This is a genomic window from Alkalihalobacterium alkalinitrilicum, assembly GCF_002019605.1.
Lineage (GTDB): Bacteria > Bacillota > Bacilli > Bacillales > Bacillaceae_F > Alkalihalobacterium > Alkalihalobacterium alkalinitrilicum.
Genome location: NZ_KV917368.1, coordinates 2,291,474 through 2,316,734 on the forward strand (window position 1 = coordinate 2,291,474; position 25,261 = coordinate 2,316,734).

Consider the following 25,261-nt stretch of genomic DNA (forward strand, 5'->3'; position numbering starts at 1 on the left):
CCTTTCATATGTAATGTCCCCTAATTTATGAAAATCAAACTATTATGCATAGACAAAAAATTCATAATTACCTAACAAAAGTTTCATAAATCTCACAAAATTAACTTAAATCCGAATGATTTTTCTTTAAATCAAAAAAAAGTTCGTTAAATATGATAAATAATCTTACATTCCAAAAATGAATATGCTATAATCACTTCATCAACTGATGAAATAATAAAATAACTCGTATAATTGTGGGGATATGGCCCAAAAGTTTCTACCGAATTGCCGTTAACGATTCGACTACGAGTGAACATATGACATCGAAGCGTAACTACAAATAGTTGTTACTTTTTAATAGATACGCTTTTAGTTCGGATTTAACCCGAATGTCAGAATTCACTCGTTTTACAGTGAACTGACATTCGGGTTTTTGTATTTGTAATTAGCCATGTTAAAGGAGGATTTTCTAAAATGAAAATGCTTAAAGATGAAATTTTAAGTAAAGGAATTGTTTTATCTGAAGGGGTATTAAAAGTGGATTCATTTCTCAACCATCAAATCAACCCTGTACTATCTTTAGAAATGGGGAAAGAATTTGTAAGTAGGTTTGATCAAACATCTTTTACAAAAGTATTAACGATTGAATCTTCGGGCATCGCCCCAGCATTCACAACGGCTTTAGAGCTTGGAGTAGAACTCGTATTTGCTAGAAAGAAAAAGTCATTAACAATGAGCGATCACGTGTATACAGCGGATGTTTACTCCTTCACTAAACAAGAAACGAACACAATTACCGTTTCAAAAGATTTTATTAATGAAAGTGATCAAGTACTAATTATTGATGACTTCCTTGCAAACGGACAAGCAGCACTTGGACTTGCAAAAATCGTTGAGCAAGCTGGAGCTAAAGTCTCTGGAATTGGGATCGTTATTGAAAAATCATTTCAACCAGGACGCCAAGTTCTTTTAGATGCAGGATACAACGTAGAATCATTAGCAAGAATTCATTCATTAAAAAACAATCAAGTCCGTTTTGTCGATGAAACGGTGCTAGTTTAAGTCAGGGGAGAGAAATTTATGTCTACTAAATCAGTCAACTATCCTTGGTATAAAAAAGAAGATACAGATGCTTTTTTTTCACTGTTTCAAAACAATTTAGCAAACTTTGTACTAATTACAATTACTTTACTTGCGGCTGGTTTTCCAGCTAGTATCGTCTTTGGAAAAATCATTCCAGGTGCTGCTGTAGCTGTCATTGTCGGTAACTTATACTATGCTTTTTCTGCAAATCGTTTAGCCCAAAAAGAAGGACGGACCGACGTTACTGCATTGTCTTATGGAATTAGTACACCTGTTATGGCCGTATTCTTATTCGGTATCATGCTTCCAGCCAATGCCATTACAGGTAATCCAGAACTAGCTTGGAAAATTGCGTTAGCAGCTGCATTTCTTAGTGGATTACTTGAAGTATTACTAAGTTTTTCAGGAAATTGGATTCGTAATCATATTCCACGCCCAGCTATGCTAGGTGCACTTGCTGGTGTTGCCTTAACATTTATTGCAGGTGAAATGTTATTTAGAACGTTTGAAATGCCAGTTGTAGGTCTTGTTGTTTTAGCTATTATTCTTGTAGGGATTATTGGAAAACTAGCGATGCCTTTTAATATTCCTTCATCACTATTTGCAATTATCATCGGAACGGTTTTAGCTTTTACAATCGGTTATTCTGACACAAGTAAAATTAGTGAAGGGTTATCTAATATCGGAGTTTATCCTATTTTACCAACATTAGCACCGTTTGAAGGTATCGGATTATTATTCACAACTTTTATTGGACTTCTTGCCGTTATTTTACCGATTACCATTTATAATGCAATTGAAACAATGAACAATGTCGATGCCATGGCTGCTGCTGGTGACAGTTATGATATCCGTGAATGTCAAGCTGTCGATGGTGCTGGTACAATGATTGGAGCCATCTTTGGTGGGCCGTTTCCAACGACCGTTTATATCGCGACAGTAGGTTCGAAGTGGATGGGTGCTGGCCGTGGTTATAGTATTTTAAATGCTGTCGTGTTCTTCTTTGCTGCATTATTCGGGTTAATCGCTGCGATTTCTGCTATTATTCCAGTATCAGCAATTGCTCCTATTCTCGTATTTGTCGGTATGTCCATGGTAGCAACAGCTTATCAAACAAATGCTTCAAAATATTATCCAGCAGTTGCCGTTGCCATGTTACCTTATCTTGCAAACTACATTATGACTCGTTTTAACAACGCAGCTGGTGAAGTGGTTGCTAACCTTTCTCAAGGGATTGTACCACTAGGACAAGGTGCGATGTTCACTGGAATTATTTTAGGTGCGATTACTGTATTTATTATTGACCGTCACTATATTAAAGCAACGATTTTTGCTCTCGTTGCGGCATTATTCTCATTTGTAGGATTAATCCATGCACCATCGTTAACCATTAATGCCGCTCCAGACTTTACATTTGGTTATATCGCGATTGCTTTATTCTTTGTTTACTGTCATTTTAAAGCTTCGAAATCAACGATTGAAACTAAAACTGAAAGTGAAAAACGAGCAGCTTAATAGAATTATAAAGAAGAGATAGGACAACTCCTATCTCTTCTTTATATATTAAATGTAAGAAAACATTACCTTTCGCTATCTTGCGGTATAACATATTCCTCATCTATTCTTTACCATTGTTCTTGTTTATTACTACAGATTTTTTTAAAAAATAAAAGCTAATTAATGCTAAACATGAAATAATAACTAAAAAGAAATAGCTAATACCAAATGCTTGAATGCCATGATTCCAAAACGGGATATACATACTAGTAAAGAACTCCGATTCTAATAGCTTTCCAGAAACAGAAACACCAAACGCTCCACCTATGAATTGACAGAGTTGCAAAATTCCTATACTCGAGGCAAATTCTTCACTACTTAAGTAATTTGATAAATAGTTTGGTAAGCTCATAGTAATAGAAGAAAAACCAATACTCGAAACAAGATAAAAAAAGATTACGGTTATAGAAGTAATATGACTAAATAAGGTAAATAAACTTGTTGCAACAAGTATACAACTAATTCCGAACCCGATAATAACCATTGAGCCAACTCGATCCATCCACCTTCCAATAAAAATGGAAAGGATAGCAGATAACATTGCACCAGGGAAAATAATCAGCCCTATCATAGCACTTGAGCTATTAAAAACTTTTGCTAAAAGTAATGGACTTAAAAACAAAAGAGAAAAATTAGTAAAGAAAATGCAAAATCCGATAAGAATAATAAAAATGTACACTTTATTTGATAATAAATTTGGTGGAATGATTGGATTTTTAACCCTTTTTATATGTAACCAAAATAAGAAAAAACATAATATACCAAGAAGTACAATTGAATAACTTGTCGTTACAAAAATGAGTAATGATACAACCCCTATTAATAAATAAAGGATACCTAAAAAATCAATGGACTTTGTTTCTGATGGGTCTTTCGGTAGATAATATAAATAAAGGGGAACAGTCAACACCCCTATTAAACTAATAACAAACAAAAAAGACCAACCTAAATATTGTGTAATAAATCCTCCTACGAGTGGACCTAAGCCAAAACCTAATGTCGAAGCCGCAGATACTACGCCCATGCCCCTACCTCGTCGTTGAATGGGAATATACCGTGAAATAATGACAATCCCTAAAGCTGAAACACAACAAGCACCAGAAGCTTGGATCACTCTTGCAAACAATAATACTGCATAATTTGCTGATAATATACCCACAATAGAACCTATCCCAAACAAGATGAGGCCTACTGTGAGAAGTGAGGATATTGATTTCATTTGTGAAAGTTTACTATACAAAACCGTTCCGACAGCAAATACAACCGAATAACTTGTTACGATCCAAGACGCCGTTGTTGGAGTTAAAGAAAAATGAAAAATGATTTCAGGTATGGCTACATTAAACATCGTTGTATTCATGACAACAATTAGGATGTTTATAAATAATCCTACATAAATGAACTTCTCACTTTTCAAATTTAAAGTTGATTTATTTTGAACGAGCTCCATTTCACACCTCTTTTCACAAACGCCCCTTTAATTGTCTTAATATATATTATTATCAGAAAACTAAACATAACTCAATAAAATAATAAAAGTGGTGTACGATACCTTTTGTATCATACACCTTATTTTAATACTTATATTAGGGTAAAAATTTTTTTATATGTATTAAGCACAAGACTCTATTATGTTTCTGTTAATTTTAATGAATTAAATCTATCCTTTAAGGTATGCAAAAATAAAAGCTGCGAATACCACTCGCAGCTTTTATTTTATTTTACATTTCAAGCTGATTGAGTATTGTTTTCAATTCTATGATTTCTTCCTTTGATAAAGTTAAGCCTTTTCCCATCTTCTCATGGTTAGGGGCCCAGTCACGTAGATCAAACTTCGCTTCACGTCCATTCCAACTGACTAAATTCAGTTCTTTCTTCCACCCTTTTGCATTTTCAGATAAAATGCCCAGAGTTTCTTCAATTTCAAATTTAATTTCTGCCATAAAAATTCCTCCAGTATTATTATTTTTCATTTTTCTAGTATGTCAGTCAGGTTCTTTAGTCATACCACTTTCTACTAATCAATACTACTTTACTTTAACTCAATTCATTTGTAATTGTCATTTGATATTAAAAGAGGTTAGAAGCATACTTTTAGAAGAAATCATTAGAAGGAGACTAGTCTCATGAGGACATCTGCAAATAGGGGAGCGAACTCGTTCTTGCAAGCTGGAACATCGGGGAATCAGATAGAGTTTCAACTCCACCTACGCTACGCTAAGAGGTGGGTCTTTACCCTAAGAACTTAACCAGGATAAAAATACACATTTCTTATTCAGAATTAAGGACATCACATTGGTATAATTTAAGTTTGTCACCTCCCAATTAATAATATATACTAAGTAACTTGTAAATTGTTTTAAAGAATTATTAATTTTTTGTTGATACTATTGGTCTATTAGAATTCCTTTTATTTTGTACTATAATGTCACTATGTGTATTTTTATATAGGAAGGTTGGAAAACAACATGTTCTGTCACTCGTGTGGGAATAAGCGCTTAGACAACGAACGATATTGTCAAAAATGTGGAACAGGATTTATAGACAGTAAAGAAGGAATCAATTCGACTGTTGAACAACAGTCAGAATCATCCACTACCCTACCTAAAAACCAACAGAGCAAATGGAAATCGTTGAAACTTTGGCTTTTTCCATTACTAAGCACCTTGATCATTTTGATCGGACTACTTTTTTATTCTTATTATGAAATTTCTTTAAACCAAAGGGTTCATGCGTTAAATAGTCAAATCGAATTTAGTATTTCAATTGGTGATTATCAGAAAGCTGAGCAACAAATTAACGAAGCTCTTCAATTACGAGACATCGTTACATTACAACAAATTAATGATGTTATTGAAAAAGCACTCTTCTATGAACAGGAATTAGTTGAAATTGAAGAGTTAATACAAAGAAATGCTGTCGAGAAAGCCTCATATCAAATTGAAACATTAAAAAAACATCTAAACGAAACCAATTACCTTTCTTTATTACAACCAATCGAGCACAAATTGGAAAAAGCTGAGATTACAATAACAGTTGCCGGAATTAAAATGGAACTAAATGAATTGGACACTGTTGAAGAATTAGCACAAAACCTATCAAGCATCTCTTCATTAAGTGACGAAGAAGCTTCAAAAGTAAAGGAACAAATAACTAATAAAATTGTCCAACTATCTTATGAAAAAGCAGAAAAACATTTGCATAAGCATGAGTTTTCCAATGCTATTTATGCTTTAGAAATTGGCCTTCAATATGCAATAAATGATGAAAAATTACTTTCATTTATTGAGAGAGTAAATAATGAAAAGCTAGCTTTTGAAAAAGCAGAAAAAAATCGACTTGAAGAAGCAATGGTTGCAGCAGCAAAAGAAGATTTAAGAAATCGTACTGAAGCCGTAGAAATTACTTCTATTCATATTGAGATGGACGAATACGGAGATGTTTATTTATATGGAGATGTCGTGAATAATGGGACAACAACTATTTATTCAATCGACATTCATTATTCTACTTTTGATAAATCGGAAGAAAAAGTTGGGAACGCCGTAACTTCTGTCTATCCATATGATTTATCACCTGGAGAAATTGGACGATTCAGTCACTCCTATTATGGTGTATTTGAAGATTTAAACGTTAAAGTTGACAATATTACTTGGCAAATTGAATAAAGGACGGATTAACAAATGAACAGTAAATGGTTAGTTAGCATCCTTTCGACTCTTCTTATTTGGGTGCTAGGAATTACAGCATTTTTCTTTTTATCTGATTGGGTACCTGCACAACTCCAAATTGAATCAACATTACTTACCGAAGAAGAATCAGATCCTTCCGAAGAATATAAACAAGAAAAAAGTTTAAAAGAAATCATTCACGAAACTCAAAAATCGGTTGTGATGATTGAAGTAGAAAAAACAGGTTCTACTGGGTCTGGTTTTTTTTATAACAACAAAGGTGATGTAATTACAAACGCCCATGTTGTTGCCGGTGCGCAAGAAGTAAAAGTTAAGCTTGCAGACACAAGTGAACACATAGGAACGGTCATAGGAATTAGCACCGATATAGACGTGGCACTTGTACGTGTTACTGATTTAGAAGGTATCAAACCATTACCACTTGCAAAAGAAATTTTTGCTGAACTAGGTGATGAAGTACTCGCATTAGGAAGTCCACTCGGTTTTCAAAATACAGTAACGACTGGTATTATTAGTGGTGTTAACCGTAGCTTTGAGTTAGAAAATTATCAATATGATAATGCCTATCAAATTTCTGCACCCATTGCTAAAGGAAATAGTGGTGGTCCACTAATCTCTCTTTCCACTGGAGATGTAATTGGAATTAATTCAGCTGCAACAGATGTTGGTACAATTGGGTTTAGTATCCCGATCTTAAATATTATCTCACTTGTCAATACATGGTCCGAAACGCCAATGAATTCACTGCCTTCACTAGAAAATTCAATCAATATAATCCACGACAGCTCATCAACAGAAAAACTCGCATTAAATCTTGTCGACTATTTTTATGAAAGTATTGATCTTCAAGATTATGTTACGGCCTACTCTCTTTTAGGGCACTCCTGGCAGTTAAATATGAACTATGAACAATTTAGGCAAGGTTATTTGAATACTCGATCTGTAAGAATTGAGGATATTTATTCCATAACAAATGAGGAAGAAGTAAAAGTTATAGCAATTATAAGTACCGAACAACAACGGGAAAAGGATAAAGAGATTACTACTCAAAAATATAAAGTAACGTACGAAGTTGGTTATGAAAATGATCATTTAAAATTGATTAGTGGAACAGGAGAAGAAATACAATAACAACGATGGAAGCTTGCAGAAAAAGGAGTGTCTATTAGCACTCCTTTTATTATGGATAAATATACGGTTCTTTCGGCTTTTCAATAACCTCTATTCGTGTGATTTGAATGATTGGAATTGGGGCTAATTCGCGTCCATTGGAACGAACATCTAGGACCCCTTGCACACTCACCCAACTCCCCTCGAAAAGGTGAACTTCCTGTTCCATTTCTGCTAAAAATCCGATAACCGTGGCATCAGCTACACAATGGGTGATTAAAAACCGGCCAATAAAAATCTGATCCTTTTTTTCCTCCTTTAACACAAATCCCTCGACTGCAATATTTCTACCACTTACCACTTCTGGGTTTTTAGTAATCGCATAGAATTTCTGTGCAAAAGACGCTTTCTCCATCACAATTAGGTCGTTCTCATGTTGTAGTAACTCTCCTTCCGTTGTATCTAACGGTAAACAAATAGCTTCCGGAACATGGTCGGAGTGAAAATGGATATGGTCATTGTGATTAGGGTATATTTCTACCTCGCTAGGTTGCTGCATGAGAGCACCTCTATTTAACGCAATCGAGGCATCCAATGATTTAGCAGGCAACAATACACCAGTAATAACAGGGAGGCCAATAATAGCATAAATGATTCCATTTCGAAACGTCATACGGTTTGTATAACCATCTTCATGATTACAGCCCCAAGGACCACAGTTCTCATCGTGCTCTTCTACTCTCCTACTACTCCAAATGCGCGGGACTTGTATAAAAAAGAGAAACAAGAACAATATGGAAGCGACTTGACTAAATCCAATATATTTTGGATTTATATAGTGTGAAATTTCTTCAAAATAGTGTAATTTAAATAAAAAGCCTGCAAAACTGAGTAAAATAAGAGCTCTTATCGCTTGATGAATATAAAAATACATAAGTATATCCGACCCCTTAATGTAAGTACTTTCGCTCACTACCTATAATAATGGATGGGTGAGCATTAACACCCCCAAAACCGTAAATGTAATCAATAGCATTAAAACGATGACAAACCGAAAACGAAAGACAGCAAACAACATGAGTGAATTTTTTAAATCTAGCATCGGTCCATAAATTAAAAAGCCTAATAGTGACGTTTGTGAAAATAGGTGGCGAAAAGAAGCGGCAATAAAGGCATCTGCTTCGGAACACAATGAAAGTAAAAACGCCAACCCCATCATGATGACGGTAGACATAAGAATTCCATCCCCAAGACCTAGTAATGAGGGTGACGAAACAAATGTTTGAATAAATGCCGCTAACAATGCTCCAATCATTAAATATTTTCCCATTTCAAAAAATTCGTCTACCGAATGGTGCCACATTGCTTTTAACCTTTCGTATATTGGTAATTTTTGATGATTGTTCACAATCATCGAGGCCTGTGTTTTTCTAAACTGGTTACCTTTGTATAAAACACTAATAAGAGCACAAATGATCAAAGCGATTACTAATCCTAATCCCATACGTAAAAGCGCTATTCGTAAATCATTACCAAAAGCCATATACGTCGACCCAACGACAATTGGGTTTATTAATGGGCCTGTTAATAAAAATCCCACACCAGCAAATATTGGGACTCCTTTTGCGACTAACCGACGAACGATTGGGACAATTCCACACTCACAAGCAGGAAAAAGCGCACCAATTAGACAACTGACTACGACAGCAAGTGCTCGATTTTTCGGAAGCCAACGCTGAATATGCTCTTCAGTAATAAACACTTGTATAAGACCAGCAATAAATACACCAATTAATACAAATGGAATCGCTTCTATTAAAATACTTAAAAAGATCGTATTAAATATGAGTAAGCTATTTGGTAAACTTTGTCCATGTTCAACGATGGTAGGACTATAAAAAATAAAAAGAGAAACCATGCCTAACAATATAAATCCTGTGATTTCTACTATATAGGGGTGGGTACTTTTTTGCATTCTAACCTCCTTTCCATTACTCTTTTAAGATTTATATGCGGACAAGGTAAAATCATGTTATAAAAAAGAAACATTACGATTTAAAAGATGAAATACAATAACGTAAAATTCAAACAGTATTAAGCCATGCTTTACTCAAAAAAGAAGACTCCATTATAATTACAGCTGCTCCATTCAAATCTAAAAAAAGAAATAACGAGTACTAAAACCAAATTAGGAACACATTTTCTATTTTAAGAAAAAAACTATAACTCTCTTCTTTAAGTAAAATAAGAAAAGAGCTAACTCTATGTGTTAGCTCTCCTTCCGATGTTTTATTGACCATTTAATTCCATTTTTACTTGTTGGATTTCGTTCATTTGTGCTGGTGCTGCTGGCTTATAATATCCTTTTTGCTTAGAGGCATTATAAACTGCATACTGACGAGCTTCATCTTGATTTCTCATTTGTTGCAAAGTTTGACGCAGCTGCGGATTATCGGTTTGAGCTATAATTGAGGCATAAGTTGTTAAGCTACCATTGATCATCGATAAATAATCATTCATCATATCTTTTTCATTCATAGGATAACCTCCTTATTGCTGATTTAAAAACGCCATTAGTTGTTGTTTTGAATTTCTAGCGGCCTGTGCATCATTTTGTAACATCTGTACGATTTGTGGGTCAGTACAATTGGCAGCATAAGCATCAAGCTTCTTAGCAACCGTTTCATGTCCCCCAATTAAATGACGCAAATTTTGTAGCTCTAATTCATTAAGTGGCACTATACATTCTCCTTTCGCATCGGTAATAACTACACCCATTATTATCTAAACTAAAGTGAGAATTATGTGCATTTAAACATTAAAAGGTGCCAGGCACCCTTAGTTTACTAATGTGGCCTGGCACTTTGTTATTTTATTCCATTGTTTTGTCAGGTCTTCTTTGTCAATATCGATGCCGATAATGACTAAATAATGTTGCTCAGCATCATTCGTAGGTTCCCAATTTGTTCGTTTAACAACATGTTGCATTAAGTACGTTTCCTTTTTTCCATCTACTGCAAGATATCCTTTTGCCCTTAAAATATTGGCTTTACATTTTTTGAAAAATTTTTCCACATCTTTCTCCCGAACAGGTTTCGAAATGGGTAAAGAGAATGTTTGGATTCGAGAAAATGAACGCTTATGTGGAGCTTTTGTTTGATCCTGTTCTTGCTTCATTCTTTTAATATTAACTTTAACTTTAATTGCATCATTAGACGAACGATTTTTTATTTTATCAAATAGTGGTTCGATATTGACTGCACTGTACGACGTAAAATAAATTTCAGCTTCATCATTTTGCTTTTTTAACATTTTTTTAATTTTAGCTTTCCTAGCTGAATCTGCCAAATCAATTTTATTAATGACTAGCCAATCGGCCACTTCTGTTTGTCTTCTAACCGTTTCCACTAAGTGACGATCGGCTTCAAATATACTATTATACTCCAGCACATTTTCGGCATCTAAAATCGTAATTACTCTTTCCAAATATAAGCGTTCGATAAATTGGGGTTCTGTAAAAGAATCGACGACTTCTTCTGGATTAGCTACTCCAGTGAGTTCAATAAAAATTACATCTGGCTTTTGTAAAACTAACTTCTCCATACTCTCAACAACTTCACTCTTCTTGTTACAGCAAATACATCCATCTAATAATTTCTCAATGATTTGCTCATTACGCTCATTTGATATAATCGCCCCATCAGTATCTGTACTTCCTAACTCATTCATTAATACTGCTGGTTTGATTTGACGCCTAGAACATTCTTCTAATAACCGTAACAATAGCGTCGTTTTACCACTTCCTAAAAAACCACTTAAGATGAACACAGGAATTTTCGCCACCGTAATCCTTCCCTTCAGAATGATTTTCGATCGTTCCAATTCCTAACTATATTACAATAAAACAGAATTATTCCGATTTTATAATATCCTTCCTTAACTTTCCCTTCAGTCAACTCTCACTGTTTGGCTTCCAAGAAATAATTGCTGCATGAAAAGAATGTTCATAAATGTATTTATCATCTTTGAATTGAATCAAATCACTAAGTGACTCTTCGACGTCCGCATGTTTATACTCATTTGAAAGAATCTTACTCGAATTGGCTCGTATCAGTTCTTCATAACTCGAATATTCATATGTTCTTACTAACGGGATCATTTTACAATCTGCATAAATCCCTAACTCATACAATACATGCAGTAAATCGATATAATCTCTTCGCGGAAACTTAATATCATATCCATATTGTTCATGAAGTTTTAAATAATGCGGCTGGATTGGCCCAGTCGTCATCCCAATCACTGCTAATCGGTCGGCATGTTGATGAATTAATGATAACGCTTTTTTTATTTCATACATTCGATAAAAGCAATTCACACCAAAAATCACGTCGTAATTTCTTTCAAGCTTTACATGTTCCCATTTTTCATGCAGATAGTTTACATTGTTCAGGTCGCGTTTACTTAATGCATCTTGTAAATACTCGAGGATCGCTTGAGAACTATCAACGACGGTTAACTGCTTTACCTTTTCTGCTACAGAAAAAGTATAATTCCCCCAACCAGGTCCAATTTCAAGAATGTCATCTTTAGAGGTAAATAGATGAGTAATTTCATTAAATATTTCTTTGGCATACGGATCTGGAACTTCTTGATTCTCTCTTTCCTTAATTAAACGCTGCCAAAATACTTCTTCACGATGATCATCAATCATTCTTTTAGGTAGTTTTCCTTCCCAATCTTTCATTCCTTCTTGCCACTTTGCTTCATAACTAGTTGTAGAGTTAACCTGTATTTCCATTCACATCGACCTCTTTCTTCTTTATAGAGGATGTTCAAAAAGTCCGGGAAAAATCTCTGTCAGTAGTAGAGCTTCGACTAAGGTCCCCACGTCCTGTGGGAACGTCGAAGTCACCACATCCTGTGGTAGCTCGTCAGCTTGCTCCTCCGCTCCTCACGTATTAACACCATACGCTCCAGTGCTCGGAGACTGCGCTTCCTCGAACTTCTCGGATCTTTTTGTCCTCCTTTTTGAACTTACATTTATAGGTCTTTCTACCGTAATTTTCATACCTAAATTCGTTTGATTAATAATTGCTTCTACCCCGTAAACATCTCGTAAACTTTTTGTAGTTAATACTTGGTTTGGAGTCCCATCCCCCCAAACTTTTCCTTCCTTTAGTAAAAGCATCGTATCCGAGAAACGCGCCGCTAACTCTAAATCATGTAGTACAAGAATAACTAAATGACCTTTTTCAATCGCAAGGCTCCTTACTAGCTGTAACACTTCAAATTGATATCTTATATCTAAAGCCGATATCGGTTCATCTAGCATTAAGATTTGAGGTTCTTGAGCTAATGCTCTAGCAATACCAGTTTTCTGCCGCTGACCACCACTAATTTCATCTAAATACCGATCAGCCAAATCTTCTAGCTCAAGGTCCACTAAAACATCATCGACAATTTGTAAATCTCGCTTTTGAACCCCCCACTTAATATAAGGTTTTCTTCCTAATAATACCGTTTCCATCACCGTTAACGGGAATTGCTGACCACTCGCTTGTGGCACATAACCAATCAACTTGGCACGGTCTTTTAACGAATAACTATATAAATCTTGATCATTAACAAAAATGGTCCCTGGAGAAGAATAAACTCCTGCTAGACACTTTAACAGCGTTGTTTTTCCAGCACCATTCGGCCCAATGATCGTCGTAACTTCACCTTGTTTAAAATGAGCAGAGATGGATTGAAGCACGGTCCTTTTCCCTAATTTCATTGATAAATTTTTTACTGAGATATGCAAAAATAACCACCTTCACGACCAATAATCTTTTCTTTTTTGTAACAATAAATAAATGAAAAACGGTGCACCTATAATAGAGGTAATAATACCTACTGGGATTTCAATTGGCGATATTACTGTTCTTGCAAAAGTATCTGATAATAATAATAAAATCGCTCCAACTAAACAGGAACAAGGAAGTAAAAAACGATTATCAATGCCTATGAGAATTCGACTAATATGTGGTGCGACTAAACCGATAAACCCAATGATTCCCGTAAAAGCAATCGTTGCTGAAGCAATAAACGTTGAGACGACTAATGCAGATAGCCTTAATCGTTTGACATTGACACCTAAAGATTTGGCGACTTCTTCTCCAGAACTTAAAGCATTTAAATCCCATGATGTTTTTAATAAAAATAAAATAGCGAGTATAATGATCGGAAACAAAAACTGGATCACAGACCAGCTTGCCCCCCAAAAGCCACCCATGAGCCAAACGACTAAATCTTTGAGAGCTTCATTATTGGAGAAATATTTTAATGTAGAAACAGCAGCTGAAAATAACTGACCGATCGCAACTCCAGCTAAAATTAATACGGTTGTTGACCCATTCTTTAACTTCGCAATGCCATATACGGCAAATACAGCAATACAACCAAAAATAAAAGCATTGACAGCGATTAACCATTGACCTTTTGCAACGACGTTTAAGCCGAAGACACTCGTCCCAAGAACTATCGCGAGCGCCGCCCCAAAAGCCGCCCCGCTTGAAACTCCTAACGTAAATGGACTTGCTAATGGATTACGAAGTATTGCTTGCATAATTACTCCCGCACTGGCTAGAGCCATTCCTGTTAAAACAGCCATGACAATTCTCGGTAAGCGAATTTCAAATAAAATATATCCATTTGTGCTTAATTCAGATCCAGAAAAGAATTCTCGAAAAAGAAAAAACAATTCGCCATAGGAAACATCTACTGTCCCGACACGAACGGAATATAAAATCGAAAGAATTAAAAGTAGAAGTAAAATAAAAAGTAGCGTGATTTTTTTCTTAGTAGAGGCGTAATAGTACGCCTCTATGTTTATCTCATTTTTAACACTATTCATTTAAAATACCTTTCTACTGCTTAGGTGAGTAATACCAAACACCTTTATACTCCACACCTAACCAATTTTCAAAGTATTCGCGTGCATATTGTTCTGGATCAATATCAGTAAAGCGGTCAGGATATAAATCTTTGGCCAATTGCAATACACCAATATACCGTTTATCAGACCCTATTAAATTCGTATGATAGATAAAGATATCTTTGTTTTCATACGCTTTTAGTTGGGGAACAGATGTCGAGTTAATAATATTTTGATAAACTTCTTCATGCTCCTTTGCATCCTCTGTTTCATAGCCACCAAGCCACGTACCATGTAGTGTAAGCACTTCTGGATTCTTTTCTAAAACATATTCTTCATCAACTAAAATCGTTGTAGACTCTTCACTCGCATCCCATTTCACATCGGCCGCATCAATACCACCAGCTAGTATTGTTGCAAATCCTTCGCCTACACCAGGTTCTCCTTCAGTCGTTTCACTTGGGAAGATTCGGTACCCTCCTTGTGAATTAAGAAAACCGACGGATAATGCCATTACTTGTTTCTTTTCATCTTCAGGAATTTCATTGACACGCTCTGCTAACTTCGTCTCTAAACCTTGCTTCCACTCTAAAAAGGCAGTAGCCTCATCTTCTTTTTCAAATAATGTACCAAGAAGTTGAAGCTCTTGATCCATTTGGTCAGGTAAGTAATTATTAAGGCGAACAACAGTAATTCCCGCTGGCTCTAGCTTTTCTTCCAAAGTAGAATCTGGACGATTGGTATATGTAAATACAACATCTGGCTCTAGACTTATGATTTGCTCTAAATTCACTTCACTTGTTTTTCCTACATCTGGTCGGTCGTCAAAACCTAAATATGAATTGTTCTCAATCGTCGTATCCCCTGTCGCCACAATTTGTTCATCTACACCGAGTACTTTTAATGCTTCAGCAGTATTTCTATTGATTACAACAACACGCTCTAATGGTAATTCCAATGTAATTTCTCGTCCTGTACTATCTTCAAAAGTGACTGTTTGTGACTCTAAATCACCTTGTTCATCAGCAAGCTTTTCTTCATTTTCCTCAACACTCTTTGATACTTCTTCATTCCCACTAGATGCACATCCAATAAATGTGAACACTGCTATTAAAATCATAAATAAGACAACAAGTTTTGCTTTCATAAGATCCTCCTGGTTTTTAAATCGTAATGATTGCGTTTTTCGTTATAACTTCTTAGGCCTCTTTTTACAATGTTTAGTACATATTTTTCTTATACTTCTTAATGTGTAAACAAAAAAACCCTTCCCAGACGGAAGAGTTCATATGATAAAACGGCTATATTTGACAATAGGAATAAAAAAGGAAAAATCCACATCTCAATTAGTCTATGCCGTTTCACATCTCACCCCCCGAAGAATTGAAACTAGAATCATAGGCAGGTCTCCTGACTTGTGCTTCATCTTACTTTGAGCCTTCCCATATATGCACCTTCAAAGCGATATATACAGTGGTCTTCTCATTTCATCTGCACTTACAGTTGCGGGGACAGTCTTGGATTTTCACCAAGTTCCCTATTAAGTCTTTAATAGACACCTAATTTTCTAATTATTGTATATAAAATTAAATAACGTATTTATCATAGTATAAACTTTCTAAACTATCAACTTTTAATTCACTTTTTTTGTAAATTCCAATTGAATCGATCTTCTAGCTCCTGCCAATCCATTACCATTTCACTATCTGTTAAAAGACATCCATCTAATTCCCTTGTAATTTCTGCTATATCTAGATAGGTACCTATGAATACAAGCTTTGTATGGCGATCTCCATATTCAATATCCCACTCTTCAAGTACGTGTGGATTTTGTTTTAATATTTGTTTTTGTTCTTGCAACGGAAGACTTGCTACCCAATAAGAAATAGGCTCAATGGAAACAGACGGACCTGCTTGAGACATCATAAGCGCTAAATTATTTCTTGTGGCACACCATGCAATTCCTTTCGCTCTTACAATATTATTTGGCATAGAATGACACCAATTTTGAAAGCGAACAGAATGAAACGGCTCTCTTCGCATATACACAAAAGAAGAGATACCATACTCCTCCGTTTCCGGTGTATGATGCTTGTGCCCAGCCGTTAATTCACGAAGCCAGCCAGCTGAATTACTTGCTTTTTCAAAATCAAATAAATGGGTATTTAAAATCTCCTTCGGTTCTATCTCGGCATGAATCGATCGAATTATCTTTGCTTCAGGTTGTAATGTACGGAGGACTTGCTCTAACCTATGTAAATCTTTTTCTAATACAAGATCGCATTTATTTAATATCAATACATCGCAAAACTCAATCTGATCAATAAGTAAATCCGCAATCTCTCGCGTATCATCTTCCCCGATCGCTTCTTTTCGCTCGAGTAAACTATCCCCTGAACGAAAATCATGCCAAAATCGATTTGCATCAACCACTGTAACCATCGTATCTAATCGACAGTATTTTGTTAAATCAATATTTAATTCCTCATCAATGTATGAAAAAGTTTGAGCAACTGGTGTTGGTTCACTGATACCTGTAGATTCAATAACAATATAGTCAATATTTCCAGATAACGCAAGCTTTTTCACTTCTACTAATAAATCCTCCCTAAGTGTACAGCAAATACAACCATTTGACATTTCCACTAGCTTCTCTTCCGTTCTTGAAAGTTCTCCACCCTGTTTAATTAATTCAGCATCAATATTAATCTCACTCATATCGTTAACGATTACAGCAATTTTTAATCCCTCACGATTTTTCAGTAGGTGATTGAGTAACGTTGTTTTTCCTGATCCTAAATATCCACTTAATACAGTGACTGGTATTTTATTATTCATATAAAGCCTCCTAAGAATTCCATTATAAGTTGTGATAATTTAGTAAAAACTTAAAATTTTTATGGTTTGAAAAAGCTAACTTGAGAACACTAAATAAACAATAAAAAGAAAGGAGGTTGACTTAATGGGGCAAGAACATCATATTCATGAAAACCATCCACATAAACATAATTTATCGTGCGGTCATACAAAGATTAAGCATGATGATCACATTGATTATGTACACAATGGCCACCTTCATCATGAACATAACGGCCATTGGGATGAATGTAAAATTCCTATAACGAGTATAAACCCAGATGAATGTAAACCGATGAATTGTGGATGTAATCATGATAAAGATTGCGGTCACGAGCTAGTTCCTCACGGAGATCACATGGATTATTTAGTAAATGGTAGATTGCACCATGTTCATGGTGATCATTGTGATGATCATGGTCCAGTTGAGTTAATAAGTGTTAACTAAAGGGAAAACCACCCCTTAAACGACCACCTGCTAAAGCAGGTGGATTTGGACATAAAATGTCGACGACTAAAGTCGTTAATTATGACTCAAGTCATCTTAAAGTCCCAATGCTTAAGCAATCTTAATTTTGACTTAACTCATTCCTCAATCGTAAATATATCGTTCTTTTCTCCATTAAACTGATTGGCAATATAATTTCTAATTGTTTCTTCATCCACTGTTCCTACAGTTACACAAAAATAGCCTCTTGCCCATAAGTGTTGACCCCAATATTTCTTTTTTAATTCTGGAAATTGATCTTGAAGTAACCTTGATGACCTTCCTTTTAGATATTGCATGATTTGACTTGGGGCAAGACTTGGTGACAGGATAACAAAAAGTGGATGTGATCTTTTCCAATACTTCCCTGCAATATTGTGATTCCTCTCGCTTCGCATCCTTGCCTAATTAACTCCCGTGTTCTTATGGCAATAGGACCATGTAATACCTTATACCTGTATTTTGTTACCCAGATAACATGATATTTGATATCAAAAACTGCATGACTATTCTTTTTGTAGCCGTCCATACTTTTCACCTCATCCTCAAGTATGGACATCGAGGTATAAGGCTAAAAGCGGATACCGTCTAAAGACGGTGGAGTTAGACCGCGAATTTGGAAATTAAATGGATAAACCATCATTTAAGGGGCTTGATTTCTTAAAAAAAAGTTACTCACTACTCATGAGATTAATTTTCTACGTTATAGTTTCTTTGAAACTTTCTCTACGATTTTCTCATCTTTTTCTATGCCTAGAACTGTACCAGCAGTTGGTTCAAAACATGCTCCATTATATGAATGACTGATTTTTTCTTCCATACCATCTCCAGTTATTAGACCCTCAATAAATCGAGGTGCGTCCGCACTCGTCATTTCTTTATACCAACGTCCTACTGGATACGAAATCAAAACACATTTATCATGGCACCGTCCATTACAAAGCGTTCTCGAGGTATGAATAACGGGATCCAACCCCTTTTCAGCAATTTCACTTCGAATTGATTGTGTTAAAGCTTCTGCCCCTGCCTTCTTGCAGCTACTCCCATTACAAATCAAAATATGATGTTCCGTTTTGGTTAAATTCCATGTCGCCATGTTTTCACCCCAATCTTTTTATTTAATTTGTATAAAATTGATTATCAGATCTTAAATTAGTATAACACACAAATCGAAATGATTACTATTATCAAAATTTAAAAATCCCATTCCTGTAATTTTTTTGAAACCTCTGAGAGTGAGAACAGAAAACTACTTACTTTTAGACTGCTTATAAAATTCAATCGCGTGTAAGCCAAACATCGACTTGACAAACGGTTGAAGCGAGTATCCATAAACTTTAGAAAAAGAGCCTGCTATTTTAGCAGGCTTAAAACTTATAATTGATCGATCTCTTCCTTAATCTCATCATGGTATAATTCTTCCCCAATAAAAACTAACACTGGTTCGTATTTCTTATCAAAAGAATATCGCTCAAACATTGGCATACCATAAGCATAATTAAACAAAAATAAACCTGGGGTCTCTTCTAAATATATAAAGCCTTTCGCTCGATATAGCTGTCCATCAAAGTTTTCTAACCATCTTAAAAAACTCACACGATTAATAGGTTTTTCGATAGAAAATGATACGGTTCTTAGATGAAGGTGATGATGAACATGCGTTTTCTTTCCCTCATTAACCGTGTTTTGTTTCGTTTGTAAAGAAAAATCCTCGTAAAGGGCAGGATCGAACTTTGAAAAAGTAACAGTTGAAATGTCCGCTTGAGGATTAGCAGATCTAATTGTATCTCTCACTTCGTGTAGTTGTTCTTTACCGATTTGGTCGCATTTATTAATAAGAATAATATCTGCATATTTTACTTGATCAACTAAAAGCTTTTTAAGTTTAATACTCAAACTATTTTCCAACCACTGCTTAGCATTTACCACAGTAAAAACACAATGAATGTTTACTTTACTAACTAGCATTGGATGTGTACAAGCCTCTAGCACTTCTAATGGATGCGCCGCTCCTGTAGATTCTATTAAAATAGTATCTAATTCGTTCTCATCTAGCATTGAGCGCAATTGCAAGCTTAATTCGCCTTGAAGAGTACAGCAAATACACCCATTTAACATTTCTTTAAATGGCGTTTCTTTAGGAATAATGGCAGAATCTATGCTGATATCTCCTAATTCATTCATTAATACCCCGATTCGCTTACCTTTGCTTTTCTCTAGAGAGATCAACTCTTTCAATAGAGTACTTTTTCCACTCCCTAGAAAACCACTTAGTATGACGACCTCTACCTTTTTATTATCCATAATACTACTTTAAATCCTTTCTTCGATCTGTTTTATATGTATTTCATTGTTACAGGTTGTACTCCTAATACTAAAATGTTTCATCAGCAAAGTCTTCTTCTTCACTGATGAAACAGATCGATTAGGCTGAAACACAATTTTCGAATTGTTCTTGAAACCACTTTTCATCTAGACCTGTCCCTATGACAACCATTTCACTGACTCTTTTTTCGTTTTCTTGCCATTTTCGATCAGCGGTTCCAGCAAATAGCATATGAACTCCTTGAAAAACAACCCGCTTGTCTAAATCTTCAATATGAAAAATGCCTTTATATCGGTACATTTGTGGCCCAAGCTCAGCTAATACCGTATTCATCCACTGCTCTACTTTCGGTAGGCTTAATGGTTTTTCTGATCGAAGAACAATTGCTTTTACATGGTCATCATGGTGATGGTGGTGATCTTCTTTTAAAAAGTTAGGAGCTATTTCTAATTTTTGATCAAGGTCAAATGAGTACAAGTTTAATATTTGATCTAAATTAATTTTACTATGACTTGCTTGTACTAGCTTCGCAGTAGGGTTCATATTTGTTAAACGTTTAATAACTGTATTCAAATGTTCCTCTTCCACTAAATCAATTTTATTAAGAACGAGTACATCTGCAAACGCTATTTGTTCTTGTGCTTCATGCGATCGATCTAATTGTTCATGAACATGGTATGTATCAACAACAGTAACGATAGAGTCTAAATGATAATACTTGGATAACTCTGGGTCGACAAAGAACGTTTGTGCAACAGGACCTGGGTCAGCGAGGCCAGTCGTTTCAATAACCACTCGATCAAACTCTAGTAATTTTCCTTGTCCTTCACTGCGTTTTTCTTTCAAGTCACGTAAAATGCGGATTAAATCGCCACGAACTGTACAACAAATACAACCATTATTCATCTCAAAAATTTCTTCATCTGCACCGACAACGAGTTGGTTGTCAATACCTACTTCTCCAAACTCGTTAACGATAACGGCAATTTTCTGCCCATGGTTTTCCGTTAAAATATAATTGAGCAAGGTTGTCTTCCCTGCTCCTAAAAAACCTGTTAATACAGTAATTGGTACTTTCTTATTCTTATTCATCTGATTCACTCCTTCTCTTGTTAAAACAATACCCCTATTCTAATCGTAATTATCACGATTTAAACTCTTAAAAAAAGAATACAAACATTTTGTATAAAATTAATAAACTAAAGGCAGAAACGACGGATGTTATCGCTTGTTTATACGAATGTTTTAAAGCATAAAAAAATCCCATCTCTTTAGCTATTGCCCACATTGTTACAAGGCAGGCTGTTAATGTTGAGGCTAAATAAACTAATAAAAACAACTCTACAGTTGTAATTGAAGCTATTAACTCGCCACCACCTTGATTAAATAATAGCATACCATCTTTGCGAATTACTGAAAAAAGTAAGCCTACGCTCGCAGCTGCAGGAATAGAAAGTATAGTTAATACAGGTTCTACAAATCGTATTAATTTTTCTATTATTCCTAAACCGTCAAGGATCGAAGCAATCACACAAATCGCTAAAAATATCGGCATTGCCTGTAGAAAAAATTGGGAAATCGTCCCCTTAATTTTCATCGAGAATTGCTGAAAACTACCTGTTTGTATTGGTGTAGACGGATAAAAATAATCAGCTGCTTTATTAGCGGATCGATACCATAGTCTAGTATGTACCGCACCAATAATAACAAGAATAAAAAGATAAGGAATAAAAAGCCAAGGTTTGCCCCCAACACTAAAAATAGACAATGTCGCGCCAATTTGATAGCTACAAGCCGCCCCGTAAGAAATCATCGATATACACTGTTTTCGCGTACACGCACTACAAGATTTCGTTTGAAAAACAGCGACGACATTACATCCATATCCTGTAAGTACTGGAATAAAATCACGTCCGCTTAGGCCAATTTTAATTAAGCTTGGTGTAATTTCTGCTGTAATTTTATCCTTTAACCCGACTTCTTCAGTAAAAGCAATACTCATCCCGATAAACAAGACGACTGGAAATGCCCAAAGGAAGGAATATAACCCTAATGTAAATAAACCAAAGTCTCCCACTAATACTTGTTCAACAAGAAAGGGTGTATGGGAGAAAAAACGTTCTATTGGTTCAATAAGTCCTCCCTCAACCACAGGCTCTAAAGTACTTGCCAATAAATAGGCAGCATATACAGGTAAGCCATAAATACTAATGACTAATAGTAAATATAGCAATACTTTACTGCTTGAGAACGGAAATTTCGGAAATTTGTAAGCTCGCTTATTTATAGGATAGGAAGCATGTTCTTTCCTTAGTTCACTCATGACTCTATGCCCCTTTTTGAAAATGCGTATTAAAACAGATTATTATCGTTAACACTGGCACGAGTTGTCACAACAAGATAGGTCGTCAAGGAGCATATTTGCTTTCTGATAATAATCAAACAACTCTTTATCGAGCTCCATGCCTAGTTGCTCAGCTATTTCCTTAGCGACAACCGCAAATCGTTGCCGAAATTTATAAATGAAACAAAAAATGACATCTTGATGTCGAACTTGTGGTCCAACTAAAAACAATCCTTCTGAGATGGTTGACTCGTCTTTTTCAGTTAATTGAATCCGATTTTCTTCATCATAATAAAAATGCTCCAATATTAATGAAAGACTGCTTTTAAATCCAGTCGCTAAGATTGGTTGTGTTGGACTGAATATTACTTCTCCATTTTCCAGAAAAATTGAATAACCAGCTTCTACTTGTTCAACTTTTACTACTTTGCTGTTTCCTCTTAGTATCAAGTCTTCACAATCAATAACTTCTTCAAGACGGTCAAATGTAAAAGGAGATAAAGAAATACTTGGATCTGGATCGTGACTTGACCATGTATCACCCTTGGCTAATACCGTTACTTGCTTTCCATAATGAACAAGATGGATGGCAGCATCGATCCCACTTTCATACCCGCCAATGATAACAGCTTCACTTCCTTCAACCTCTCCCCAAGAAGAGACTTCACTGTTGTGAATACAAAGGTTTGCACCAGGAAATACCGTTTTATTTGGATACTGAAATTCTCCCCCAGCCCATACAACAAACTGAGTATGATATATGCCATTATTTGTTTTAATTTCAAAGCTTTCTGTTAGTTTTTCTAATTCAAAAACATCAACCCCAAATTGAATAGGTAACTTAAAATGGATTGCAACAGCTTCTAAATACTCAGCATATTCTTCCCCACTCAAATGTTCAGTTTGAAATGTATACCCTGGAGATGTCGCAGGAACGACTGCATTTAAATCTAATAGACCAAACCCATGACCAGGAAAAGATGGAGTTAATAATCTCATTTCTTCAGGCCATTTTTTAAAAGAACTGCCAATATAATCACGTTCTAAAACCACGAAATTATTTAATCCCATTTGAATAAACAATGCCCCAATCCCTACACCTGCAGGACCAGCTCCAACAATAATCACATCATAATAATTCTCTTTTTTCATTCTGTCTCCACCTCTATATAAAACGTAATAATTACGATTTTGTAATTACTATTATTCTCTACTTCCCTTTCTCTGTCAAACAAATCATTTTTATTAAATAGGTAATGATATTATAATATATAAATCAGAATGATTCTTAATTACTATTTGAAAGGAAGACAATATGGAAATGAAATTAATACCAAGTAAAGCCGAGCGCCATAAACGTTTTGGCTCAGTGCCTCCGATTAAAGGAGTTAAACCTTTAAATAAAGAAGAGATGACAGACCTTCAAAACACACCAAATGATTTTTTATTTGCAATCGACTCAGTAGGGATTAGTAATGTCAAGCATCCAATCATTGTACCATCCGATTCAAAGCCAAACCGTCAAACATCGGTTGGAACTTTCACATTAACAACAGGCCTTCACCAAATGAGTAAAGGCATTAACATGAGCCGCTTAACCGAACTTCTTCATGAATACCACTTAGAAGGCTTTGTCATTGATTTTGATCATCTTTATTCTTTTACAAAAGATTTGGTAGAAAGAATGGAGCAGTCAAATACTGAAATAAATGTTCAATTTCCGTGGTTTTTTGAACGAACAAGTCCATCATTACAAAAAACAGGTTTAGCCCATGCTGAAGCATTTATAAACGTTAAATATGATCAAAGTAATGGGTTTAGTCATGAAGTTGGGATAACTGTTGCAGTAACAACACTTTGTCCTTGTTCTAAAGAAATAAGTGAATATAGTGCTCATAATCAAAGAGGTTATGTTACTATTACAGCCGAACTTTATAATCCGATTGAACTAACGACCGATTGGAAAGCTACATTACTTGAAGCAGCAGAATCGAATGCAAGTTCAATGTTATACCCTATATTAAAAAGACCTGATGAAAAGTCTGTAACCGAACGTGCTTATGAAAATCCACGTTTTGTTGAGGACATGGTCCGTTTAGTGGCTGCTGATTTATATGAAAATGAAGAAATCAAGTCATTTACAGTCGAGTGTAGAAATGAAGAATCCATTCATATGCATGACGCCGTTGCAAAATTAACTTACTCAAAATCCTAAATAATGGATTTTTAGCACCTACTAAATACAAAAGTGCAAGTGTTATATTTTCTTAATCTCAAAAAAAGTGACTCATTGCCTTTAGTCAGCTTATAAGCTTTCGGAAAACGGTAATGAGTCACAGCTTTTATTAAAATATATTTACTTGTTATATTCTGGTTCATCGCCTAGTGCTCGGTCGAGTGCTTGCCAGGCCATTAAAGCACAATTGTGACGAGCTCTTAACTTATGAACACCTTCTAATGCTAATGCATCACCTAAATCAACTTCAGTAGATATTTCGCCACTCCGTATCATTTTTTCCATCGCTTGTCGCAAATGGGATGCTTCTTTTAAAGAAATTCCTTTTAGTAGTTCTGTCATCATCGAAGCTGAAGCCATACTTATACTGCAGCCTTCACCAATAAAAGAAATAACTTCAATTACCTTTTCTTCTGAAAGCTTTAAATAAAGGGTCATGACATCGCCACAGGTTGGGTTTTTATAATGCTGCTGTTTAATCCGTTCGCCTTCTAACTTTTTATGATTACGTCTATTTTTCGAATGCTCAACGACAAGTTGGCGATAAAGTTGGTCTAACAATCTAAATTCCCCCTTTAAAATTACTCCATCAAATTAAAAAGTAATGATTACGATTTATAATATATATTATACTAAGTTCTTATTATTAAGTCTAATTAGTATTTTCTA

At 35.2% G+C, this 25,261-nt stretch carries 24 protein-coding genes, 1 pseudogene and 2 riboswitches; of the genes and pseudogenes, 6 read left to right on the plus strand and 19 right to left on the minus strand.

The window, feature by feature from the left end; translation table 11 throughout:
- Positions 1-206 precede the first annotated feature (206 nt).
- A riboswitch (purine riboswitch) is annotated at positions 207-308 on the plus strand.
- A 148-nt stretch (positions 309-456) separates the two neighbouring features.
- Together BK574_RS10720 and BK574_RS10725 are read left to right on the plus strand one after the other, a co-directional pair.
- Positions 457-1,044: a xanthine phosphoribosyltransferase gene (locus BK574_RS10720; protein ID WP_078428597.1), complete on the plus strand. Its 588-nt coding sequence runs from the start codon at positions 457-459 to the stop codon at positions 1,042-1,044.
- An 18-nt stretch (positions 1,045-1,062) separates the two neighbouring features.
- The gene (locus BK574_RS10725) at positions 1,063-2,580 is read left to right on the plus strand and encodes a uracil permease (protein ID WP_078428598.1); all 1,518 of its coding nucleotides are present in this window, start codon (positions 1,063-1,065) and stop codon (positions 2,578-2,580) included.
- Positions 2,581-2,683: 103 nt separating this feature from the next.
- Here the strand turns inward: BK574_RS10725 and BK574_RS10730 are convergent, their stop codons facing one another.
- Positions 2,684-4,072 carry an MFS transporter gene (locus BK574_RS10730; RefSeq protein ID WP_078428599.1) on the minus strand — a complete coding sequence of 463 codons (1,389 nt, stop codon included), beginning with the start codon at positions 4,070-4,072 and terminating at the stop codon, positions 2,684-2,686.
- Positions 4,073-4,343: 271 nt separating this feature from the next.
- On the minus strand, positions 4,344-4,565 hold the full coding sequence (locus BK574_RS10735; protein WP_075384899.1) for a YdbC family protein: 222 nt from the start codon (positions 4,563-4,565) through the stop codon (positions 4,344-4,346).
- Positions 4,566-5,078: 513 nt separating this feature from the next.
- Between BK574_RS10735 and BK574_RS10740 the strand changes: the two genes are divergently transcribed.
- On the plus strand, positions 5,079-6,290 hold the full coding sequence (locus tag BK574_RS10740) for an FxLYD domain-containing protein (RefSeq protein WP_142247945.1): 1,212 nt from the start codon (positions 5,079-5,081) through the stop codon (positions 6,288-6,290).
- 15 nt (positions 6,291-6,305) lie between these two features.
- Positions 6,306-7,445, plus strand: coding sequence for a S1C family serine protease (locus BK574_RS10745; RefSeq protein WP_078428601.1), 1,140 nt, complete (start codon positions 6,306-6,308; stop codon positions 7,443-7,445).
- Positions 7,446-7,494: 49 nt separating this feature from the next.
- On the opposite strand, the gene BK574_RS10750 is transcribed toward BK574_RS10745, so the two are convergent.
- The 10 genes from BK574_RS10750 to BK574_RS10795 form a co-directional block, all read right to left on the minus strand.
- Positions 7,495-8,358: a TIGR03943 family putative permease subunit gene (locus BK574_RS10750; RefSeq protein WP_075384902.1), complete on the minus strand. Its 864-nt coding sequence runs from the start codon at positions 8,356-8,358 to the stop codon at positions 7,495-7,497.
- A 42-nt stretch (positions 8,359-8,400) separates the two neighbouring features.
- Complete coding sequence (locus BK574_RS10755; RefSeq protein ID WP_078428602.1) at positions 8,401-9,399, minus strand: permease; 999 nt, start codon at positions 9,397-9,399, stop codon at positions 8,401-8,403.
- Between the two features lie 314 nt (positions 9,400-9,713).
- Positions 9,714-9,962: a spore coat protein gene (locus tag BK574_RS10760; protein WP_078428603.1), complete on the minus strand. Its 249-nt coding sequence runs from the start codon at positions 9,960-9,962 to the stop codon at positions 9,714-9,716.
- Positions 9,963-9,974: 12 nt separating this feature from the next.
- Positions 9,975-10,202 carry a hypothetical protein gene (locus tag BK574_RS10765; protein ID WP_078428604.1) on the minus strand — a complete coding sequence of 76 codons (228 nt, stop codon included), beginning with the start codon at positions 10,200-10,202 and terminating at the stop codon, positions 9,975-9,977.
- 60 nt (positions 10,203-10,262) lie between these two features.
- Positions 10,263-11,267: a CobW family GTP-binding protein gene (locus BK574_RS10770; protein ID WP_158211619.1), complete on the minus strand. Its 1,005-nt coding sequence runs from the start codon at positions 11,265-11,267 to the stop codon at positions 10,263-10,265.
- 109 nt (positions 11,268-11,376) lie between these two features.
- On the minus strand, positions 11,377-12,225 hold the full coding sequence (locus BK574_RS10775) for a class I SAM-dependent methyltransferase (protein ID WP_078428606.1): 849 nt from the start codon (positions 12,223-12,225) through the stop codon (positions 11,377-11,379).
- Positions 12,226-12,378: 153 nt separating this feature from the next.
- Positions 12,379-13,230 carry an ABC transporter ATP-binding protein gene (locus BK574_RS10780; RefSeq protein ID WP_238458000.1) on the minus strand — a complete coding sequence of 284 codons (852 nt, stop codon included), beginning with the start codon at positions 13,228-13,230 and terminating at the stop codon, positions 12,379-12,381.
- Positions 13,231-13,242: 12 nt separating this feature from the next.
- Positions 13,243-14,322 carry a FecCD family ABC transporter permease gene (locus BK574_RS10785; RefSeq protein WP_078428607.1) on the minus strand — a complete coding sequence of 360 codons (1,080 nt, stop codon included), beginning with the start codon at positions 14,320-14,322 and terminating at the stop codon, positions 13,243-13,245.
- A 13-nt stretch (positions 14,323-14,335) separates the two neighbouring features.
- A complete protein-coding gene (locus BK574_RS10790) occupies positions 14,336-15,490 on the minus strand; it encodes an ABC transporter substrate-binding protein (protein WP_078428608.1) in 1,155 nt (384 codons plus the stop codon).
- Positions 15,491-15,726: 236 nt separating this feature from the next.
- A riboswitch (cobalamin riboswitch) is annotated at positions 15,727-15,921 on the minus strand.
- Positions 15,922-15,981: 60 nt separating this feature from the next.
- On the minus strand, positions 15,982-17,181 hold the full coding sequence (locus BK574_RS10795; protein ID WP_075384909.1) for a GTP-binding protein: 1,200 nt from the start codon (positions 17,179-17,181) through the stop codon (positions 15,982-15,984).
- A 124-nt stretch (positions 17,182-17,305) separates the two neighbouring features.
- On the opposite strand from BK574_RS10795, the gene BK574_RS10800 reads away from it, so the two are divergent.
- Positions 17,306-17,647 carry a hypothetical protein gene (locus BK574_RS10800; protein WP_078428609.1) on the plus strand — a complete coding sequence of 114 codons (342 nt, stop codon included), beginning with the start codon at positions 17,306-17,308 and terminating at the stop codon, positions 17,645-17,647.
- Between the two features lie 137 nt (positions 17,648-17,784).
- On the opposite strand, the pseudogene tnpA reads toward BK574_RS10800, so the two are convergent.
- The 6 genes and pseudogenes from tnpA to BK574_RS10830 all read right to left on the minus strand — a co-directional run bounded on the left by tnpA (position 17,785) and on the right by BK574_RS10830 (position 23,508).
- Positions 17,785-18,215, minus strand: a pseudogene (tnpA, locus tag BK574_RS10805) (IS200/IS605 family transposase).
- A gap of 174 nt (positions 18,216-18,389) precedes the next feature.
- Positions 18,390-18,782 (minus strand): (2Fe-2S) ferredoxin domain-containing protein, encoded by a 393-nt coding sequence (locus BK574_RS10810; protein ID WP_078428610.1) that lies wholly within the window; start codon positions 18,780-18,782, stop codon positions 18,390-18,392.
- A 278-nt stretch (positions 18,783-19,060) separates the two neighbouring features.
- The gene (locus BK574_RS10815; RefSeq protein ID WP_078428611.1) at positions 19,061-19,990 is read right to left on the minus strand and encodes a CobW family GTP-binding protein; all 930 of its coding nucleotides are present in this window, start codon (positions 19,988-19,990) and stop codon (positions 19,061-19,063) included.
- 121 nt (positions 19,991-20,111) lie between these two features.
- A complete protein-coding gene (locus BK574_RS10820; RefSeq protein WP_078428612.1) occupies positions 20,112-21,104 on the minus strand; it encodes a CobW family GTP-binding protein in 993 nt (330 codons plus the stop codon).
- Positions 21,105-21,171: 67 nt separating this feature from the next.
- On the minus strand, positions 21,172-22,335 hold the full coding sequence (locus BK574_RS10825) for a nucleoside recognition domain-containing protein (RefSeq protein WP_238458001.1): 1,164 nt from the start codon (positions 22,333-22,335) through the stop codon (positions 21,172-21,174).
- Between the two features lie 48 nt (positions 22,336-22,383).
- A complete protein-coding gene (locus BK574_RS10830) occupies positions 22,384-23,508 on the minus strand; it encodes an NAD(P)/FAD-dependent oxidoreductase (protein WP_078428613.1) in 1,125 nt (374 codons plus the stop codon).
- Between the two features lie 163 nt (positions 23,509-23,671).
- On the opposite strand from BK574_RS10830, the gene folE2 reads away from it, so the two are divergent.
- Positions 23,672-24,571: a GTP cyclohydrolase FolE2 gene (gene folE2 / locus BK574_RS10835; protein ID WP_078428614.1), complete on the plus strand. Its 900-nt coding sequence runs from the start codon at positions 23,672-23,674 to the stop codon at positions 24,569-24,571.
- A 141-nt stretch (positions 24,572-24,712) separates the two neighbouring features.
- Here the strand turns inward: folE2 and sufU are convergent, their stop codons facing one another.
- On the minus strand, positions 24,713-25,153 hold the full coding sequence (gene sufU / locus BK574_RS10840; RefSeq protein WP_078428615.1) for a Fe-S cluster assembly sulfur transfer protein SufU: 441 nt from the start codon (positions 25,151-25,153) through the stop codon (positions 24,713-24,715).
- Positions 25,154-25,261 lie beyond the last annotated feature (108 nt).

Excerpts from the sequence above, each read along its gene's own strand:
- BK574_RS10725 (WP_078428598.1), top strand. The coding sequence starts at position 1,063 with ATGTCTACTAAATCAGTCAACTATCCTTGGTATAAAAAAGAAGATACA.
- BK574_RS10735 (WP_075384899.1), bottom strand. The coding sequence starts at position 4,565 with ATGGCAGAAATTAAATTTGAAATTGAAGAAACTCTGGGCATTTTATCT.
- BK574_RS10755 (WP_078428602.1), bottom strand. The coding sequence starts at position 9,399 with ATGCAAAAAAGTACCCACCCCTATATAGTAGAAATCACAGGATTTATA.
- BK574_RS10745 (WP_078428601.1), top strand. The coding sequence starts at position 6,306 with ATGAACAGTAAATGGTTAGTTAGCATCCTTTCGACTCTTCTTATTTGG.
- BK574_RS10815 (WP_078428611.1), bottom strand. The coding sequence starts at position 19,990 with ATGGATAATAAAAAGGTAGAGGTCGTCATACTAAGTGGTTTTCTAGGG.
- BK574_RS10750 (WP_075384902.1), bottom strand. The coding sequence starts at position 8,358 with ATGTATTTTTATATTCATCAAGCGATAAGAGCTCTTATTTTACTCAGT.
- BK574_RS10825 (WP_238458001.1), bottom strand. The coding sequence starts at position 22,335 with ATGAGTGAACTAAGGAAAGAACATGCTTCCTATCCTATAAATAAGCGA.
- BK574_RS10800 (WP_078428609.1), top strand. The coding sequence starts at position 17,306 with ATGGGGCAAGAACATCATATTCATGAAAACCATCCACATAAACATAAT.
- BK574_RS10765 (WP_078428604.1), bottom strand. The coding sequence starts at position 10,202 with ATGGGTGTAGTTATTACCGATGCGAAAGGAGAATGTATAGTGCCACTT.
- BK574_RS10720 (WP_078428597.1), top strand. The coding sequence starts at position 457 with ATGAAAATGCTTAAAGATGAAATTTTAAGTAAAGGAATTGTTTTATCT.
- BK574_RS10790 (WP_078428608.1), bottom strand. The coding sequence starts at position 15,490 with ATGAAAGCAAAACTTGTTGTCTTATTTATGATTTTAATAGCAGTGTTC.
- BK574_RS10775 (WP_078428606.1), bottom strand. The coding sequence starts at position 12,225 with ATGGAAATACAGGTTAACTCTACAACTAGTTATGAAGCAAAGTGGCAA.
- BK574_RS10730 (WP_078428599.1), bottom strand. The coding sequence starts at position 4,072 with ATGGAGCTCGTTCAAAATAAATCAACTTTAAATTTGAAAAGTGAGAAG.
- BK574_RS10785 (WP_078428607.1), bottom strand. The coding sequence starts at position 14,322 with ATGAATAGTGTTAAAAATGAGATAAACATAGAGGCGTACTATTACGCC.
- BK574_RS10760 (WP_078428603.1), bottom strand. The coding sequence starts at position 9,962 with ATGAATGAAAAAGATATGATGAATGATTATTTATCGATGATCAATGGT.
- BK574_RS10830 (WP_078428613.1), bottom strand. The coding sequence starts at position 23,508 with ATGAAAAAAGAGAATTATTATGATGTGATTATTGTTGGAGCTGGTCCT.
- BK574_RS10810 (WP_078428610.1), bottom strand. The coding sequence starts at position 18,782 with ATGGCGACATGGAATTTAACCAAAACGGAACATCATATTTTGATTTGT.
- BK574_RS10820 (WP_078428612.1), bottom strand. The coding sequence starts at position 21,104 with ATGAATAAGAATAAGAAAGTACCAATTACTGTATTAACAGGTTTTTTA.
- folE2 (WP_078428614.1), top strand. The coding sequence starts at position 23,672 with ATGGAAATGAAATTAATACCAAGTAAAGCCGAGCGCCATAAACGTTTT.
- BK574_RS10795 (WP_075384909.1), bottom strand. The coding sequence starts at position 17,181 with ATGAATAATAAAATACCAGTCACTGTATTAAGTGGATATTTAGGATCA.